The following is a 16840-nucleotide window of genomic DNA, read 5'->3' on the forward strand; positions in this document are numbered from 1 at the left end:
GAGTGAGTCGGATATGAAAAAAGATGCAAAGCGAATGAATGACAGTTGCGTACCGCGAGACCGCCAGCCAGGAGTCGATCTGGAGCGGCGTCGCCTGGTCACGGCAACGGGCCAGGCTCTGGCAGTCGGGGCGACCTTGCCGTTCAGTACTCGATTGCTGGCTGTGGGTGCACTGCCGTCGTCTCGCGAAATTGACGCATTCCGGGGCGAGATTCAGGGCACTGTCGTTCTGCGTGATGCACCGAATTACGAGCCCTGGCGGCGCAGCATGGCCTGGAACTACCGCAAGTTCGGCCGTTATCCGGACATGATCGTGCAGGCCGAGGGTGAGGACGACGTGGTGGCGACCATCGCCTTCGCGAAACGCCACCACCTGCCGATCAAGGTGCGCAGCGGGGGGCATAGCTGGAGCGGCTGTTACATGCGCGACAGCGGCATTCTGCTGGACATTTCGCACTTGCGGTCGGTCGAGATCGACACCGAAACGCGCACCGCGGTCATCGGGCCGGGCGTGCTCGGGCGCGACTTGAACGAACGGCTTCGCCAGGTGGGGCTGGCCTTCCCGACCGCGCACTGCGGCATGGTTCCGCTAAGTGGTTTCCTGATGGGTGGCGGGCTCGGTCTGAACGGCAACAAGTGGGGCGGCATGAGCGTGTTCAACATCAAGGCCGTCGATCTCATTACCGCGGACGGTGAGAAGCTGCACGCCAACGAGGAACAGAACGCCGAGCTGTTCTGGGCCGTGCGGGGCGGCGGTCCCGGGCTCTTCTGCGTGGTCACCCGGTTCTACCTCCAGTGCCACCCGCTGCCGGCTGCGATCACCACCGATACGCTGATATTTCCGTATTCCGAGCTGATCGGAACGGTGGCGATGATGGAGGAGATTGGTCCCGCGGTGGACCCCGCATTGGAGATGCTGACCGTGGTTGTGCCCGCGTCGCCCGAGCTGGCTAAGAAGTGCGGGGCGGAGGAATGCAGGCATGTCGTGGTGCTCAGTGCGATGGCTTTCGCTGATACGGCTGACGAGGCGGACAGCATCCTGGCCCCGATTCGCCGGCATCCGCAGTCAGGCAATGCGATCGAGAAGTTCCTGGGCCACGCGTCTTCATTGGAGATCCTTTACCAGGAGAACGAAGGGCCGTTTCCGCAGCGCCGGGCCCGTGCGGACAACATCTACACGAACGAACCGGTAGAGGCGGCCAAGGTTGTCAGACAACACATGCCAGCGGCGCCTTCGGCCGGAAATACTCCGGTCTTCCTGTACAAGGGCGAACTGGAATTCCCGGAAGCCGCATATTCCTCCACGGGAAAATGCTATCTGGCCGGCTATGCGCAGTGGGACCACGCGGCTGACGACCCCGCCAACCAGGCGTGGTTGCGCGATCTGTTTGATGACCTGCAACCCCTGGCTTCTGGCTATTACATCAACGAGTTCGACCGGGAGACGCGATCCGATATAACGCACCGCTGTTTCGCCCCCGAGAACTGGAAACGGCTGCAGGAGCTTCGGGGGAAGTTCGACCCCGAAGGTGTGTTCCATGATTTCCTGCGGGTATGAGGTGGTGATGATGAACCTGGAATCGCATGCACCGCAGCCCGACGCCGTGTACCCCCAATTCGCAGGGCGCCTGGGAGCATGGTGCCTGGTCGCCCTGCTGACCCTCGTCGCACTCACTGTCGCGCCATCTTCAAGCGCTCAGTCTTCCGAGAGCGACCCGGCTGCCGTTGTACAGGAACTGTACAAGGCGTTCGGCGAGAATGACCTGCAGGAGATTCTTTCTCTGGTCCATCCCGAAGTCGCCTGGGTATTTCATGGTCCGGAACACCGGATTCCGTATGCCGGCACTTTCAAGGGCCGCGCAGGTGTCGAGCAGTTCTTTACTCTCATTGCCGAGACCATCGCCGTTCAGGCCATCGGCCAGCGGCATTATTCGGTCGAGGATGACGTCGTCAGTGTGCTCGGCTGGGAACGGGCCGTGCACCGCCGGACGGGCGGCGAATACCAGGCGGACTGGGTGCATGTCTTCACGGTCCGCGACGGATTGATAGTCCGGTTCGAGGAGATCACCGATTCGGGTGAATTGATCGAGGCATTCGCGCCCGCCGACTCCGAGCGTGGAAAAGCCTACTTCACAACCTGCGTTGCCTGCCACGGCATCGATGGTGGGGGAAATCCCGCCATGCATGCGCCCAATCTCACGATCCAGGGTATCGACTACCTCGTCAGACAGTTGCGCCACTTCCGGGAAGATGTGCGCGGTGGCGTCACGGATTTCTATGGTTGGCAGATGAATGGACGCGCGAAGGCACTGTCCGGAGACCGGGCCGTTCGGGATGTCGCCGCGTATATCGAGTCTCTGCCGGATGTGCATGCACCAGGGACGCTTGGAGGTAATGCCGAACGGGGCCAGGAAGTCTACGCCAGTCAGTGCGTGAGCTGCCATGGCGAGAACGGCGAAGGTATGCCCCAGTTGGGTGCGCCGGCATTGGCCGGGCTGCAGGACTGGTACCAACTGACGCAGATACGGAATTTTCAAAATGAGCTCCGCGGATCGCATGAACAGGATGTCCGCGGAAGCCAGATGCGGCCTTTCGCCGTCGCGCTTGCCGACGAGGAAGCCACGCGAAATGTGCTGGCCTATATAGCCACACTGAAAGGTGCCTCAATCCCGTTGCAAGACGAGTAGCGGCCATGAGTGGCTGCTGCCTCTGAATGGGTGAAGAGGTCCGGGGACATGAAGGGCAGGAGAAGCAGTAATGTTTAAGTTCCACACACATTTAGTAGTTTTTGCACTGACATTGTCGATTGGAGTGAGCCAGGTGGTTGTGGCCCAATCGGCGCTGGAAGAGGTTATCGTCACGGCTCAGAAGCGTGAACAGAGCCTGCAGGATGTCGGCATATCCGTCACGGCTCTGTCGGGCGAGAGCATTCGCAGTTATGGGTTCAGCAACGTGCTCGATGTTCTCGCCAAGGTGCCGGGCGTCGATTCGTACTCACCGTACGGCACGGGAACAAGTGCGAATATCGTCATTCGCGGCATCGGCCTGAATGATTTCGGTGAAGGGCATGAAGCACCCATCGCCACCTACGTGGACGAATTTTACCTGGTGAGTGTGCCCGCCGTTGACTTCGCACTGTTCGATCTGGAACGTGTCGAGTTTCTTCGCGGCCCCCAGGGCACGTTGTTTGGCCGGAACGCGACGGGTGGCCTGGCACATTTCATCACGGCCAAGCCGACGCAGGAATTCAATGGATTTGCGAGTCTCGAGGTCGGTAACTTCAGCAATCTGAAGTTCGAAGCGGCCGCGGGCGGGCCGATTTCCGACACCACCTCGTTCCGCGTCGCGGTGCTGTCCCACAACCGGGACGGTTATGTGGAGAACCTCAATCCCGAGCTCGACGACGGCGGAGAAGCCGGCAATACGGCGATTCGCGCTCAGCTCTTGTTCGAGCCGGGTAATGACTGGTCAGTGCTCCTGAAGGGCGAGCACTCCAAAATCGACACGGTGCATTCCTACTATGAACAGATCCCGCTGAATTTTGATCCGGTATCAGGACTGTCCTCACTGAATCCGAACGGCACAGATTTCGCCGGCTATAACGAGCAGGATTTCGGTGGCGGAGATCGAAACGTCACCTACACGAGTGATCCGCAGGAAATGGATCAGGAAGGTACGCATTTCCTGGCCCGTATCGAAAAGGACTTTGGCGAATATTCTTTCACCTCGCTCACGGGTTACTACGACGTCGAGCGAAATCTGGTGGAGGATTGCGATGCGAGTCCGAATGTCATCTGTTTCGCCGAATTCCCCTATCAATCCGACTGGTTCACCCAGGAGCTGCGTATCGGCCGCTCCTCCGGCGACTTCCAGTGGACCGCAGGAGTCTATTACCTGAGCCAGGACGCGACCAACCAGCCAGCGGCTGTTTTCAATGTGCCCCTGGATGGCCCGGGCGCGGTCGATCCGTCCAGCGGCTTGTACAATGGCGCGTTTTTCCCGATCGCTCTCTCCGGAGACTGGATTCAGGATACCCAGTCCTACTCCGCGTTCGGACACATCGAGTATGCCTTCGCGCCGGAATGGACCTTTACAGCCGGATTCCGCTGGACACACGACAAGAAGGACTTTCTGGATCAGGACAATGCGAGCTTGAGGTCCTGCCCCGGTTTTCCGATTCCGTCCAACTGCTTCCTGCCGCCGGACGGCCCCGGAATCCCCAATCCTTATGAGGGCAACTACGACGATGATCTGTACTCGTGGCGGCTCCAGCTAGACTACGAACCCGCGGATGGTGTGCTCGTCTATGCATCGGTGTCTCAAGGCACCAAGGCCGGTGGATTCAACAACGGATTCCTGTCGGCGGCCGCGGCCAGTGATACGGGTCTGATTCCGTATGGCGATGAGAAGAACATTGCCTTTGAGGTGGGTGAAAAAGCGACATTCCTCGATGGCCGTCTGCGACTCAACGGATCGGTCTTCTACTACGACTACAGCGATTTCCAGACCTTCAACTGGGTGGGCATCGGAGGACTGATCGTCAACAGTGATGCCACGGCCTACGGTGGTGAGATGGAAGTCCAGGCCCTGTTGACCGACAACCTGAGCATGCAGTTGGGTTTCTCGTATCTGGATACGGAAATCGAAGACGTGGTCGGGCCGAGCGCATCGTACGTCGCAGATCGCGAGATGGCCAACGCACCGGAGATAACTGCCAGCGGCACGTTTGTCTACGACGTACCCCTGGGAGGCAACTATGATCTGCGACTTCAATGGGATTTCAACTACATCTCAGAGCGGTACGCAAACAACTTCAACGATCCTTCCTCCGAGTTGGATTCGTACTTCAAGCATAACGCTCTCGTGACCCTGGGGCTGGGTGAAAACTGGAAATTGCAGGCGTATGTCCGAAATATTTCGGACAAGGAGCACGCGGCTCGCATGTTTGTGTTCAGTGACCTCGGCTATGGTCAGTTCATGTATGCGCAGCCCCGTACCTACGGTCTGAATCTCACCTATACCTATTGATTGGCGAATCACTTTCTGAAACCGCTGATCTCTGCAACGGGCGGGAGTGCCGGAATCCGGTGGCGATCGATGTCAATCGGTCGCCACCGAGTTTTTGGCCACTGCCGTGAAGGAAGACAATGGCGAGATCCTCGATCCTCAAAACCTGTGTATTAGTCCTGCTGGTATGGCTTCCCCTCGTTGTCCATGCAGAGGGCGGGGGAATGTTGGAACGCGATCTCACGTTTCTCTACAGTGGCGATGCCCGCCACTTTGTGGGGGAGGATGATGGCCCTCCATTTCTGAGCATTGTCGGTGGCACCCTGATTGATGGAACCGGAGCGGCACCGCGCGAAAATCCGGGACTGCTGCTCCATGACGGTGTGATCAGTCACGCGACTGCGGATACATCGGGGCCGAAGCCTCGGGTCGTGGATGCCAAAGGCCGGTGGATCGTCCCGGGCCTGTTCGATCTGCATACGCATCTGACGTTCTATTTGCCGGGTGGGTTTCATGCCGAAGACGATGTACTCAACGCGCTCCGGACACTGAAGTTTCTCGAGTACTATCAGCGCATCGGCGTGACCACCGTGTTTGAAGTCGCATCGCGCAACAACGTCGGATTTTCCCTCAAACGGGGGCAGCGCATGGGCTTTGTCGGTGGCGCCCGGCTGTTCGTCTCCGGCCCGGCCATTACCGTATCCGGGGGGCACCCGACGGAGTTTCAGCCTTACGAGGATTCGGCCTTCGCGGTTGTTGGCGACGGACCGTGGGAAATGCGGAAGCTCGTTCGCGAGGCTGTCAGGAACGGTGCGGATTTCATCAAGGTTCTGCCGCCACTGACCCGTGAGGAGCTGGAGGCCGTCGTCGACGAGGCACACGCGTGGAAATTGCGGGTGACCTCCCACGTCGGCGGAATTCAGGATCTGTCACGAAGTTCCGGAATGCGGTCCGTCGCGGCCGGCGTCGACAGTGTGCATCACCTCTACCCGTACAGCGAGGACGACCCAGCGCTGCTCCGGCGGATGGCGGTGGAGGGCATCCCGGTCATCCCGACCCTGGCCTATCATCTGCGGGAGGTCTCGGGCTCCGCCCACATCAGCAATCGGTGGCTCGAAACCAATATCGGGCATGACCGGGAAAGCGTTCTGGCGACGTTCCGGACCATGCGAGAAGCCGGGTTGATATTCGGAGTCGGCACGGAATCGAATCCGCTGGACATGCTGCGGATCGGCGAGGTTTATGCCGCCGAACTGAAGGCCCTGATGGAAAGCGGGTTGAGTCCCGCTGAGGTAATTCAGGCGGCCACTTTGCATTCCGCCGAAGTAATGGGAATGGCCGATGATGGCGGGAGTATCGAGGACGGAAAATGGGCCGATGTGTTGATTCTGGATGAAGATCCGCTCAACGATATCACCGCGCTGGTTCGTCCGGCCGTCGTGATCCAGGCAGGAAAAATAGTTTACACAGATACTTCCGGAGAGTAGCGGTAATGTGGGTTCAGCGGTGTGTGCAGGGTTTGTTGTTTTTGCTCTGTGGCCTGATGGGAGCGCCGGGTTCCGCCCTTGCGGAAGGCAGTACGGAAACCGCGCAGGCGGAGATAGCATTCGTCAATGGACACTTTTACACGGTAGACGAGTCCCGGCCGTGGGTGGAGGCGGTGGCAGTCGCAGACGGCAAGTTCATCGCGGTTGGCGCGACGGCTGATGTCAAGGGGTTTGTCGGTCCGTCGACCGAAGTCATTGACCTGCATGGGCAGTTCGTCATGCCCGGCCTGCACGACGCGCACACCCATATAGAGCTGAACGGCTCGAAATGGACCTACTGGTGTAACGTGTCGCAGAGCGAAACGCCGGCCCAGTTCGTTGCCGCGCTGCAAGATTGCGCGAGTCGCAAGAAGCCCGATGAGTGGCTCCTGGCTGCCACTTATTCACCGGTCATGTTTCCCGAGGAGCAGGTCACGCGTGATTATCTCGATCGATACTTTCCGGACCGGCCGGTCTTCATCGTGGAGCACTCCTGGCATCATGGGCTGGGAAATTCGAAGGCGCTGGAGATCGCTGAAATCGATGATCTGACACCCGACCCGCCGGCCGGGACGATCGTTCGCGATGAGCATGGCCGCGCGACGGGCGAACTGGTCGAAAATGCGGTTTGGTTGTTGAAGCGGCGCATTCCGCCGCCGGACCCCGTGGCTTTGCGCAAGTTGATCAAATGGGTCCTGGCTTCGCACGGTCGCTATGGTGTTACTTCGGTGCAAGACGCCGGGACGACCAAACAGGTTCTGGAGGAGTTGCAGGCGCTGGATCGCGAGGAAGGTTTGCCATTGCGGGTTGCCGCGCACCTCGTATGGGGCCAGCCGGCGCTGGGTGAGGCGACCCGGGAAGACCTCGATCGACTGGTCATGGATCGTGCGGAGTACGCTTCCGAATGGGTCGATACCGATTTCGTCAAACTGGTCATTGACGGATCACCGATGCCGCCACATTCGAATCACGCGGACCTCGATCCGGAGACCGGCCTCGTGCCTGAAGAGCGACTTTTGCTGGCCCCGGATGTTCTGAATCGGACAGTGGCCCGCTTCGACCGCCTGGGTATCAAGGTCAAAATGCACTGCGTGGGCACCGGTGCCGCGCGGGCAGCGTTGGATGCCATTGAGTATACCCGCGCCGAGAACGGAAACTCCGGCATCGGGCACGAAATCGCGCACAGCGTCTGGTACTCCGAGGCGGATCTCCCCCGCGTGGCGGCGCTCGGCGCTGTCGCGGAGATGTCACCCGCCATCTGGCACCACGGCTGGCCGGGAATGGAGGAAGCCTTTCCGTTTCCCCGCCTGCTCGAATCGGGTGCGCTTCTCACCGCGGGTACCGACTGGGTCATTCTGCCAAATCCCAATCTGCTGCCCGCGCTCGAAGGCATGCTTACCCGCCAGGGACATGAGATTCCGCTGGAAACCGGAATCCGGATTCTGACGATCAACGGAGCCCGGTCGGTTGGCAAGGAAGACGTATTCGGCTCAATCGAAGTGGGAAAACAGGCCGACATGGCGGTGCTGGATCAAAACCTTTTTGAAATTCCAGCGGAACGAATCGGTGAGTCGCTCGTACTCATGACCGTTTTTGCCGGAGAAATTGTCTACCGTGCCGATAATTAAGCAGTTGGCGGGCAGACCGGCAAGGTGAGCGGATGAAACGCCGCTCATGCAGGGAAGGCCAACGCGTTAAGTGATACCTGTTCCGGTGTTGAAAAGCATCTGCTGCACCTTGGTGGCATCGGCACCCAAAGGCACTGCGGCGAAGACTTCGCGGCCGGCGGGGTCAACAATGGTGGTCAGTTCGATTTCCGCACCGGTTTCAGGAGATTCGCCGGCCCAGTGTGCGATCACCGTGGGACCCGCATTGAGCTTGATACTCACCACGGTCCAGGGCAGCAAAGCTGCAAACAGGGGATCCATTGACGTGTGCAGCCGTGTCCAGCTCTCGATGCGGCCTTGTGCCGGGATCAGTTTCGGTGCCAGGTCGTCGCCCAAACATTCAGTACACAGATACGCGTCGGGGTGCTGTGGCGAACCGCAGCGCGCACAATGAAGCCACTCAAGCTGCATTCGGGAAAATCCTCGATTTCATTTCGGCAGGCTCCAACCTTGATGACGTTTCAGGAATCAGCTCGGCGAAGGATCGCCGCCGCGCTGCACAGACCGCGATCGTAGTCGACCATTCCGAATCCGCTGACGAGACCCAGACGTGCCCTGGGAACCTGGCGGCCCAGAGGGCACCCAATCAACTGACGAATGCTTTCGACAACTCCCAGGAAGCCGCCGGCGAATCCGGCCTGCCCGGCAGAAAGTTGTCCCCCGCAGGTATTCATCGGGAGTCCACCTCCCGTGCAGGTAAGCGAGTGCTTGCGCACGAACTCGAATCCGCTGCCGGTATCGCAAAAACCGAGCCCCTCGAGCTGTTGAAACGTCATGACCGGATAATCGTCGTACGTCTGCACAAAGTCCATGTCGCGCGGACCGACGGCGGCGCGCTCGTACAGCCGATCTCTGAACGCATCCCAACCGCCGTGTAGTTGCACCGACTCATCGGGCAGGGCATTGCAGTTTTCCTCCGAGGCCAGTACCTCCACATAGGGCACGTTCAACGCGCGGGCCCGCTCGGTTGTTGTGACGAGAAATCCCTCGGCTCCCGCGCAAGGCGGTACGCAATCATAAAGATGTAGAGGTTCGGCAACTGGTCGTGCGTGGAGGTATTCCTCCATGGTCAGGGGCTTTTGAAACAGGGCATGGGGATTGAAGCTCGCATTCTCCCGCTGCGCTATGCAAACACGGCCGAAGTCTTCTCGCTGGGCTCCATACTGTTCCATGTAGGCGCGCGTGATCATTGCGAACACCAGGTTGGGGCCTGCCCCGCCGTAAGGATAGATCGACCGTGCGGTGCGGGAGCTGAACTCTGCGATGTTCTTTTGAAACTGTTCTTTGCTGAAACCGTCACCTGCGATGCAGGCGACGGTTTCCGCGTGGCCTGACTGGATGGCGCTTATGGCTCTTCTGAGTGCCGCAATGGCGCTCGCGCCTCCCAGGCAGACGTCTTCCACCCAGCTCAGGGAGAGTCCGAAATGCGCGGCGAGAAATGCCGAACCGTCCGGTCCGAGTCCAAGGCTGGAGATGGCGAGCCCGTCGATCTGATCCTTGCGCAAGTCCAGTCCCGATGTGATTTCAGACAGGCAGCGGCCGATCCACCACCCTGAAGCATGGTCCGAGCGGCGCTGATAGGGGACGGTGGTTGGCGCGAGAATGGCTATCCGGGGCATGGGTATTATTCGATCCTAGTCGCGAGGCACCGCGGCTGTCTGTGATGTCAACGGTGCTTCGGGCGTCCAGCATTTTTCATAAGCGTCACGTTCCGCGGCGCTTGGCGGAAAACGGCGGCTGAAGTACCACATCCCGATAGCGCTCGACATCAAGCCTGCGAACGCTTCGCTGATGAAATAGTGCGCGTCCAGAGCCTCGTTGACGAAAAAGACGGTCAAGGTGGTGATGCCCCCGAACAGCATGGCCGCGAGCGCGCCCGCGGCGCTCGCGCGAGCGGACATGAAACCGGCGATCAGTGGCACGAAATACACCGCCGCGAGCAGCGAAGCCGACAATACGACCAGCCAGAAGATGCCGAGTGGCTGAAACACGGCAATGGCATATCCCAGTAATCCGACCAGCAATACACCGGCCCGCGCCAGCCGCAACGTCTGTTTCGGTGTGGCGTTTTTCAGCAACCAGTGTTCAAAGAGCTCGCGCGAAAAGGATTGCCCGGAGACGATCAGAACGGTCGAACACGTGGACAGGGCTGCGGCCGCAATTCCGGCCAGGGCAAAGGCGCCCAACCAGGCGCCCAGGTGGTTTGTCGCAAGCGCGATGTAGTAATAGTCCCCCGTGCCCAGGTCCGGTTGCGCCAGCCTGCCCAGCAGGCCGATCGGGACGCTGGACGAGTAGATGATTAGTCCTGCTATCAGGCAAACCGGCAATGTGATCAGGATGGTTTTTTCGTCTCGCGCAGTCAGAAACCGGGTTACCAAGTGGGGCTGCACCGGTACCGCAAAGAGCCAGAAAAGCTGGCCGATGGCAACGAACCAGGGCCACTCCGGCGTGGTCCAGTCAAACAGGGTGGACGTAATGGCGGTAATGTCCTCCCAGGTTCTTGTCGTGTCACCGCCTCCCAGCGCATTCATGCCGATCGGGACGGCCAGGACCAGCCCGAAGAAAAGGACCAGGAGTTGCATGCCGTCGCTCCAGACAACGCCGAGCATGCCTCCGAGCAAGGTATATCCGACCACGACCAGCACGATCAGTCCCAGGGCGGCGGAGTAGGGCAAGCCAAACATGACGGAGGTGATCGTGGCCAGCGCGATAAACTGGGCTCCAAGAATGGGGATGTAGACGATGGGGAGCAAAACGGCGCTCAAAGCTCGAACCTGTACACTGCGCCCGCAATAGCGGGCTGCCAGGATGTCGGCGAAGTCGTATACCTCGAAATGCCGCGACAGCCGGCGAACCATGACGCCGACAAAGGCAATCGCGATCACGAAGCCAATACTCGTGGGAACGTATGAACTCCAGATCGAGTAGCCGTTCGTGCCGGCCATATTGGTTGCGCCGAGAAACAGGCCCGCGCTGACATTGGAGGCGAGAAATGTCCCGGTTAGCAGATACCAGGGCATTCGCCCACCAGCTACATAGTAGTCCGACACATCTCGCACGAAGCGGGAAGCTACCGCCCCGGCACCGAAGCTGAGCAGAAGCACTGCCGAGAAAACGGCCGTGGTAATACTGATCATTTATGCTTGCGCCGCCGCAGCCAGGGCTTCTTGCCAACCAGCGTACGCCAGCTGATCCAGCACGCAATGCCCACGACGACGAGCCAGATCAGGAGCTCGATCCGAAGTACCAGGTCCAGTCGCGACCAGGGGAAATACCACTCAATAAGTGAGAGCATGCGCGGGTTTTATCACTGTTGTGAATAATTGAATATCAAGGAGATGAAGGTGGTTGTTGAACGTGAGCACACCGCTTGCCGAGTATTTGAATGTTTTTTGGATGAGTGGAAAATTCTACCACTCATTCCATTGGCTGATGGCCGCCATTTTCGGCGTCATTTATGCTGGGTCTGTCCCTTTCCATCCTGAGTGAGTGTGATCGTGACCACTGAAGCCCATCCGGGAAAGCCCATCGCCCCCTATATCGCCATCGGCCTGTCGACCGTTGTTTACGGCATTGCCGAGCGCAAGCACATCAAACACAACCTGGAAACCATCGAGGATGCGATTCACGCGGCCGTTTCGATGGTCAGCATCAATTGTCCGGTCAAGCTCATTGCCCTGACTGAAGGTGCATTGACCGGATTCACTGATGAGATTTTCGATATTCCGCACACCCTGGCCGCGCGCGAGTTGTTTATCGATATTCCGGGCGAGGAGACGGAACAGCTGGGGAAACTGGCGAAGATGTACGACACCTATATCGTCGCCCAGTGCAAGGCGCGATGGCCTGAGATCATGGAGGATCGATTCTTCAACACGCTGTTCGTGATCGGTCCAACGGGGGAAGTCGTTCACAAGGCGGCCAAGAATCATATCTGGTGTCGCGAGCGGTCCTGCATGCCGCACGATGTTTACGACCGGTGGGTGGAGCACTTCGGCAGCGGCCCGGAGGCGTTCTATCCGGTGCTGAAAACGGATGACATTGGTAATATCGGTACCATCTGCTGTTCGGACGGTGAGTACCCGGAAGCGGTGCGCGCCCTGACATTCAACGGCGCAGAGGTGGTCTATCGCCCGTCCGAGGCCGTGCCGATGACGAATTTCGGCGGAGAGCCGGGCGGTACGTGGATGATCCAGAATCGCGGCCATGCCGAATTCAACAACGTGTACATGCTGTGCCCGAATACCGGACCCGTGTACCTGTCGGCTTCTTCGAAACACCCGATCGACATTGCCGGGGGCAACAGCCATATCGTCGGCTATCGCGGGGAGATACTGAGCCGTTCCGCTTCGACCAACAATACGATCGTATCGGCCATCATCGATATCGAAGCCCTTCGGCAGTTTCGGGCGATGAATCTGAACAGCAACTGGATGAAGGATCTGCGAACCGAACTGTTTGCTGAAATGTATTCGAAACCGATTCATCCGAAAAACCTGTGGATGGAGCAAGAGCCGCTTCACCACGGTAAAGTGGATGAAATTTACCGGCAGAACATCGAGTCGCTTTACGAGCGAGGCGCATGGACCCGCCCGCACGTGCAGCATCCGGGCGCGAAGCTGCTGCCCGATGGCGATCCGGGCATGACCGAGGAACAATGGGCCGAGGTCAAACAAATGTGGAGCTGCTGGGACTGAGTCCGGTGGCGGCCGGTGGCCGGGGTGACGCGACGTCTCGCGCCCCGTACCTGCGATAAATGGATCCCCGGGATCCGGGAGTAGAGTCAATGAGTTCACGCCTGCCTTTCAATGCGATTGCCGTGTTGGCCCTGTCGGCCGCCCTGTTGATGACCGGCTGCGAGGGCGGCGGCGAGCCCGCTGCAGATGGCGGACCGCTCGTGCCCGGAACCAGCGCGGAGCCGGTTGCGCAAACCGAACGAACCGCCCAGGAACTGCTGGAGCAGCATTGCACGCGCTGCCACCTGATCGCCGAGCCCACCGATCTGTCGCGGGAATACTGGTCGTATGCCCTGCATTACATGGGCAACTATGTCGGCATGCCGGATGACGTGTTCGATGACATGAAGGTCTCGCCGGTACCGCCGGAATGGGAGCCGGAAGAGGACTACACGCGCCGCTACATTCTCGAGGACAGCCAGGGCTACATGCGCGACCTCTATCCCTTCAAGCCCTACATTCCCGACGAGCCGGAAATGACCAGGGAGGAGTTCAATCGCATCCGCGATTACTACCTGGCCAATTCCAAGCCGTGGCAGGAGATGGAGATCAAGCGTCCCAAGCAACCGATCGCCCCGGGATTTCAGCCGACCATCCCCAACCTGGACCTGGAGCCGAACGGCCTGGTCATCGCGACCCAGGTTGACGAGGCGGCTGGCCGTATCTACGTTGGCTGGTCGGTGGTCGACGACTGGGTCGGTGGCGGTGGGCGCAAGCCCGGCTTCGAGGAGCGGGACCAGTTAATGGTGTTTGATCTGGAGAGTGGAGAGAAGACCCACCAGTTCGAACTGGTCAGCGACGCGGTGCACATGACGCAGATTCCCGGCGGTGTGCGGGTACTCACGCACGGCCGCTTCCCGATGTCGCCGGTCGGACTCGCGGCGATGACCGATTATACGTTCGAGGACGGGGAGGCAAGGGTACGCATGCTGGTGAACGGCAAGCAGCGATTCGTCGAGCACCACGAGGCCGACATGGACGGTGACGGTCTCGAGGACATCGTGGCCAACGCCTTCGGCGATGGCATTTTCGGCGATGCGCAGTCCGAACTCACCGTTTTCTGGCGCACCCCGGAATTCGAGGCCACTTATGCCGATGCGCCGGCCGAGATTCCGCCCGGCCTGCTCGAAGGGGCGCTGGAAGAAATGTTCGTCAGCCAGCAGTCCGGTCTGATCGGAAGCGCGGTGGCCGACATGAACAACGACGGCCTGCTCGATATCGTCGCACTGGCCGCCCAGGCCCGTCAGGAATTGATCCTGTTCGTCAACCAGGGCGATCGTACCTTCTCGCGGCTGTTGATCGACGAGCAGCGGCCGCCGTTCGGCGGTAACAGCGTGGAAGTCGGAGATTTCGACGGCGACGGCAACATGGACATCGTGGTGCTCAACGGCGACAACGTGGCCGGTAATCATGTCGGTCCCATCGTCCCCGCGCCCCGGCCGCATCATTCGGTGCGGGTGTTCCGGAATCACGGTGATCTGGAATTTTCGCAGGCATTTCGCTACCCGATGCACGGAGCCACCCGGGCAGTGGTGCATGACTTTGACGGGGATGGCGATCCCGACATCGCCGCGGTGGCCTTTTTCCCGCAGTGGAACGCGGACGAGCCGGAAACCTTCGTGTACCTGGAGAACCAGGGGGCGTTCGAGTTCAAGCCGTTTTCATTTGCCAAGGAGTTTTTTGGCAACTGGGTGTCGATCGAGGCTGCCGACGTGAATGCCGACGGCAAGACCGATATCGTGCTGGGTCTGAGCAACTACCCGGAACTGGTGCCAGCCAACTGGTTGACCGAGCATCCTGCGATGGAAGGGCGGGGTGGCGAGGCGCCGAGCGTGTTGTACCTGATCAACACCCATTGACTTGAATCACGATAGTCACAGCGCCTGCGCGACGTCACGGGCGTTGCTTCGGATGCCCGTTGCGACGGCGGTTGCGCTGTGCGCGCTGGTCGGGTTTTCGCCGATTGAACTGCGAGCGCAGCACGATGATCCGCTGGAGGAAGTCGAGGTCATCGGCACCTACCTGGCGGACGGCGCGGCCGACGCGGAAACGCGGATCTCGTTGGATCGTGACGAACTCGAAGCCATCATGCCGTCCGAACCGGAACAGTTGCTGCAGCGGCTGCCCGGGGTGTCGGTCTTCCGGCCCGGCGGTGCCGGTGGGGTTTCGGAGATTTTCCTGCGCGGTGCGGAATCGAATTTCACGGCCGTCTACGTCGATGGCATGCGCCTGAACGACTCGGCCAATACCCGCGGCGGTTCCTTCGATTTCTCCACCCTGGCGGCCAATGACATCGGCCGGGTCGACATTGGCATGGGCGCGATGTCGGCCATTTACGGATCCGATGCCATGGCCGGTGTGATTCGGATCGACACGGCCTATCCCGAAGCAGGCTCGGGTACGGTTTACGCGGAGGCCGGCACTGAGGATGATTGGCGTGCCGGCGCGGCGGGCTCGCTGGCGCTGGGTGACCGCGCCGCCCTGGGCCTGCGCATCTCGGAAGTCGATGGCGGTGACGCGGTCGACGGCTCTTCGCTGGACCTCACCAGCATTTCGGCGCGTCTGTCGGGCCGCCGTCCGGGCGGGGACGCGTGGCGCATCGATGTGCGCCACACCGATCGCAGCCGGACCAGTTATCCGGAAATCAGCGGCGGACCGGAGTTGGCCCTGCTGCCGGATCTCGAGACTGCCGAGGGCACGCAAACCGGAGTTTCCGCGCAAAGCGACTGGACCGTGTCGGACAACTGGCAAATGGAATTCCTCGGCAACTGGGTGGATATCGAAAATCACGGCAGCACGCCGGCCGTGCCGCCCGGCCTGCTCGACGGCCAGCCCGCCTTCACGTCCGACAGCGAGTACCGCCGCGGCCAGTTGCTGTGGATCAACCGCGTGCGGTTGGGTACGCGCGCCCGGCTGGCATTCGGGCTGGACCTGATCGAAGAACGGGGCCGTGACGACGGCATGGTGGACTTCGGGTTCGCCCTGCTGCCGAACGGCTTCAGTCTCGATCGCACCACGGCAACCGGTTTTGTTGAATTGGCCAACGAGTGGGCTGCGGGCCTGGAATCGACCATCGCGGTGCGCATCGATCACACCGATGTCGATACCCGTTTGTCCGGCAAGCTGGGGCTCGCGAAGGCCATCGGCGCCAACGGCGGCCGGCTGTGGGCACGCGCCGCCAACGGGTTCAAGCTGCCCAGCTTTTTCGCGTTGGGCAATCCGCTGTTTGGTAACCCCGACCTGAAGCCCGAGGAAGTCACCAGCTTCGAGTTGGGTTACGACCTGCCTCTCGGGGACCGCGCCATGGCGGGGATTTCGCTATTCACCAGCGAGTACCGGGATCTGGTGGACTTCGACTTCGAGACCTTCACCAACGTCAACCGTGGCGTCATCGATATCGACGGCGTGCACCTGTACGGCCGCGTTCAGGTGTCGGATGCGGTGTGGTTGCGTGCGGATGCCACCCTGACGGACATCTCCAGCGCCGCTGGTGAGCTGCGCCGCCGACCGGAAACCACCGGCGGCCTGCACTTGACCTGGGAGCCGTTACCCGCATGGTCCGTCGACGCCGCGGCACGCTACATCGGCGAGCGCCTGATCACGTCGATTCCAACCGGCGATATCCGCGACGATGCCTACCTGATGGCCAATGTCACCGTGCGCTACCGGGCGACACCGTTCCTGGCCCTGTGGCTGGCCGTCGACAACCTGTTCGACAGCAATTACCAGGATGCCCCCGGCTTTCCCGCGCCGGGCAGCCGAGCCCGGCTGGGCGCCGAGCTGCGCTTCTAGCGAACCGGGCCGGTTCGCCGCGGTGGTTTTCGCAAAGCCCGAACATCGGGCCGCATGACTTTCAGGTAGGAACACCCAACCCGTGCCGATTTGGGCGCCCCGCCGTGGCGAG

At 60.4% G+C, this 16840-nt stretch carries 12 protein-coding genes; 8 read left to right on the forward strand and 4 right to left on the reverse strand.

Annotated features, from left to right (window positions below; translation table 11 throughout):
• Positions 1-13: 13 nt before the first annotated feature.
• The 5 genes from V3330_RS05230 to V3330_RS05250 all read left to right on the forward strand — a co-directional run bounded on the left by V3330_RS05230 (position 14) and on the right by V3330_RS05250 (position 8161).
• Positions 14-1558 (forward strand): FAD-binding oxidoreductase, encoded by a 1545-nt coding sequence (locus V3330_RS05230; protein WP_354694337.1) that lies wholly within the window; start codon positions 14-16, stop codon positions 1556-1558.
• Positions 1539-2687, forward strand: coding sequence for a c-type cytochrome (locus V3330_RS05235; protein WP_354694338.1), 1149 nt, complete (start codon positions 1539-1541; stop codon positions 2685-2687). The genes V3330_RS05230 and V3330_RS05235 overlap by 20 nt, the downstream gene beginning before the upstream one ends.
• A 70-nt stretch (positions 2688-2757) precedes the next feature.
• Positions 2758-5028: a TonB-dependent receptor gene (locus V3330_RS05240; RefSeq protein WP_354694339.1), complete on the forward strand. Its 2271-nt coding sequence runs from the start codon at positions 2758-2760 to the stop codon at positions 5026-5028.
• A 203-nt stretch (positions 5029-5231) separates the two neighbouring features.
• The gene (locus tag V3330_RS05245) at positions 5232-6494 is read left to right on the forward strand and encodes an amidohydrolase family protein (protein ID WP_354694340.1); all 1263 of its coding nucleotides are present in this window, start codon (positions 5232-5234) and stop codon (positions 6492-6494) included.
• 5 nt (positions 6495-6499) lie between these two features.
• On the forward strand, positions 6500-8161 hold the full coding sequence (locus V3330_RS05250; protein ID WP_354694341.1) for an amidohydrolase: 1662 nt from the start codon (positions 6500-6502) through the stop codon (positions 8159-8161).
• A gap of 66 nt (positions 8162-8227) precedes the next feature.
• Here the strand turns inward: V3330_RS05250 and V3330_RS05255 are convergent, their stop codons facing one another.
• The 4 genes from V3330_RS05255 to V3330_RS05270 form a co-directional block, all read right to left on the reverse strand.
• On the reverse strand, positions 8228-8611 hold the full coding sequence (locus tag V3330_RS05255) for a Zn-ribbon domain-containing OB-fold protein (RefSeq protein WP_354694342.1): 384 nt from the start codon (positions 8609-8611) through the stop codon (positions 8228-8230).
• 50 nt (positions 8612-8661) lie between these two features.
• A complete protein-coding gene (locus V3330_RS05260) occupies positions 8662-9705 on the reverse strand; it encodes a thiolase family protein (RefSeq protein ID WP_354694343.1) in 1044 nt (347 codons plus the stop codon).
• 129 nt (positions 9706-9834) lie between these two features.
• Complete coding sequence (locus tag V3330_RS05265) at positions 9835-11337, reverse strand: sodium:solute symporter family protein (RefSeq protein ID WP_354694344.1); 1503 nt, start codon at positions 11335-11337, stop codon at positions 9835-9837.
• Positions 11334-11495 (reverse strand): hypothetical protein, encoded by a 162-nt coding sequence (locus V3330_RS05270; RefSeq protein WP_354694345.1) that lies wholly within the window; start codon positions 11493-11495, stop codon positions 11334-11336. Before V3330_RS05270 ends, V3330_RS05265 begins: the two co-directional genes overlap by 4 nt.
• 202 nt (positions 11496-11697) lie before the next feature.
• Here V3330_RS05270 and V3330_RS05275 point away from each other — a divergent pair, with 202 nt between their 5' ends.
• From V3330_RS05275 to V3330_RS05285, 3 genes are all read left to right on the forward strand, one after another.
• Positions 11698-12897 carry a nitrilase-related carbon-nitrogen hydrolase gene (locus tag V3330_RS05275; protein ID WP_354694346.1) on the forward strand — a complete coding sequence of 400 codons (1200 nt, stop codon included), beginning with the start codon at positions 11698-11700 and terminating at the stop codon, positions 12895-12897.
• Positions 12898-12986: 89 nt separating this feature from the next.
• Positions 12987-14795, forward strand: a complete 1809-nt coding sequence (locus V3330_RS05280) for an FG-GAP repeat domain-containing protein (RefSeq protein ID WP_354694347.1) — start codon at positions 12987-12989, stop codon at positions 14793-14795.
• Positions 14796-14847: 52 nt separating this feature from the next.
• Positions 14848-16728 (forward strand): TonB-dependent receptor plug domain-containing protein, encoded by a 1881-nt coding sequence (locus tag V3330_RS05285; RefSeq protein WP_354694348.1) that lies wholly within the window; start codon positions 14848-14850, stop codon positions 16726-16728.
• Positions 16729-16840 lie beyond the last annotated feature (112 nt).

The organism is Elongatibacter sediminis, from assembly GCF_037892215.1.
Lineage (GTDB): Bacteria > Pseudomonadota > Gammaproteobacteria > Xanthomonadales > SZUA-36 > Elongatibacter > Elongatibacter sediminis.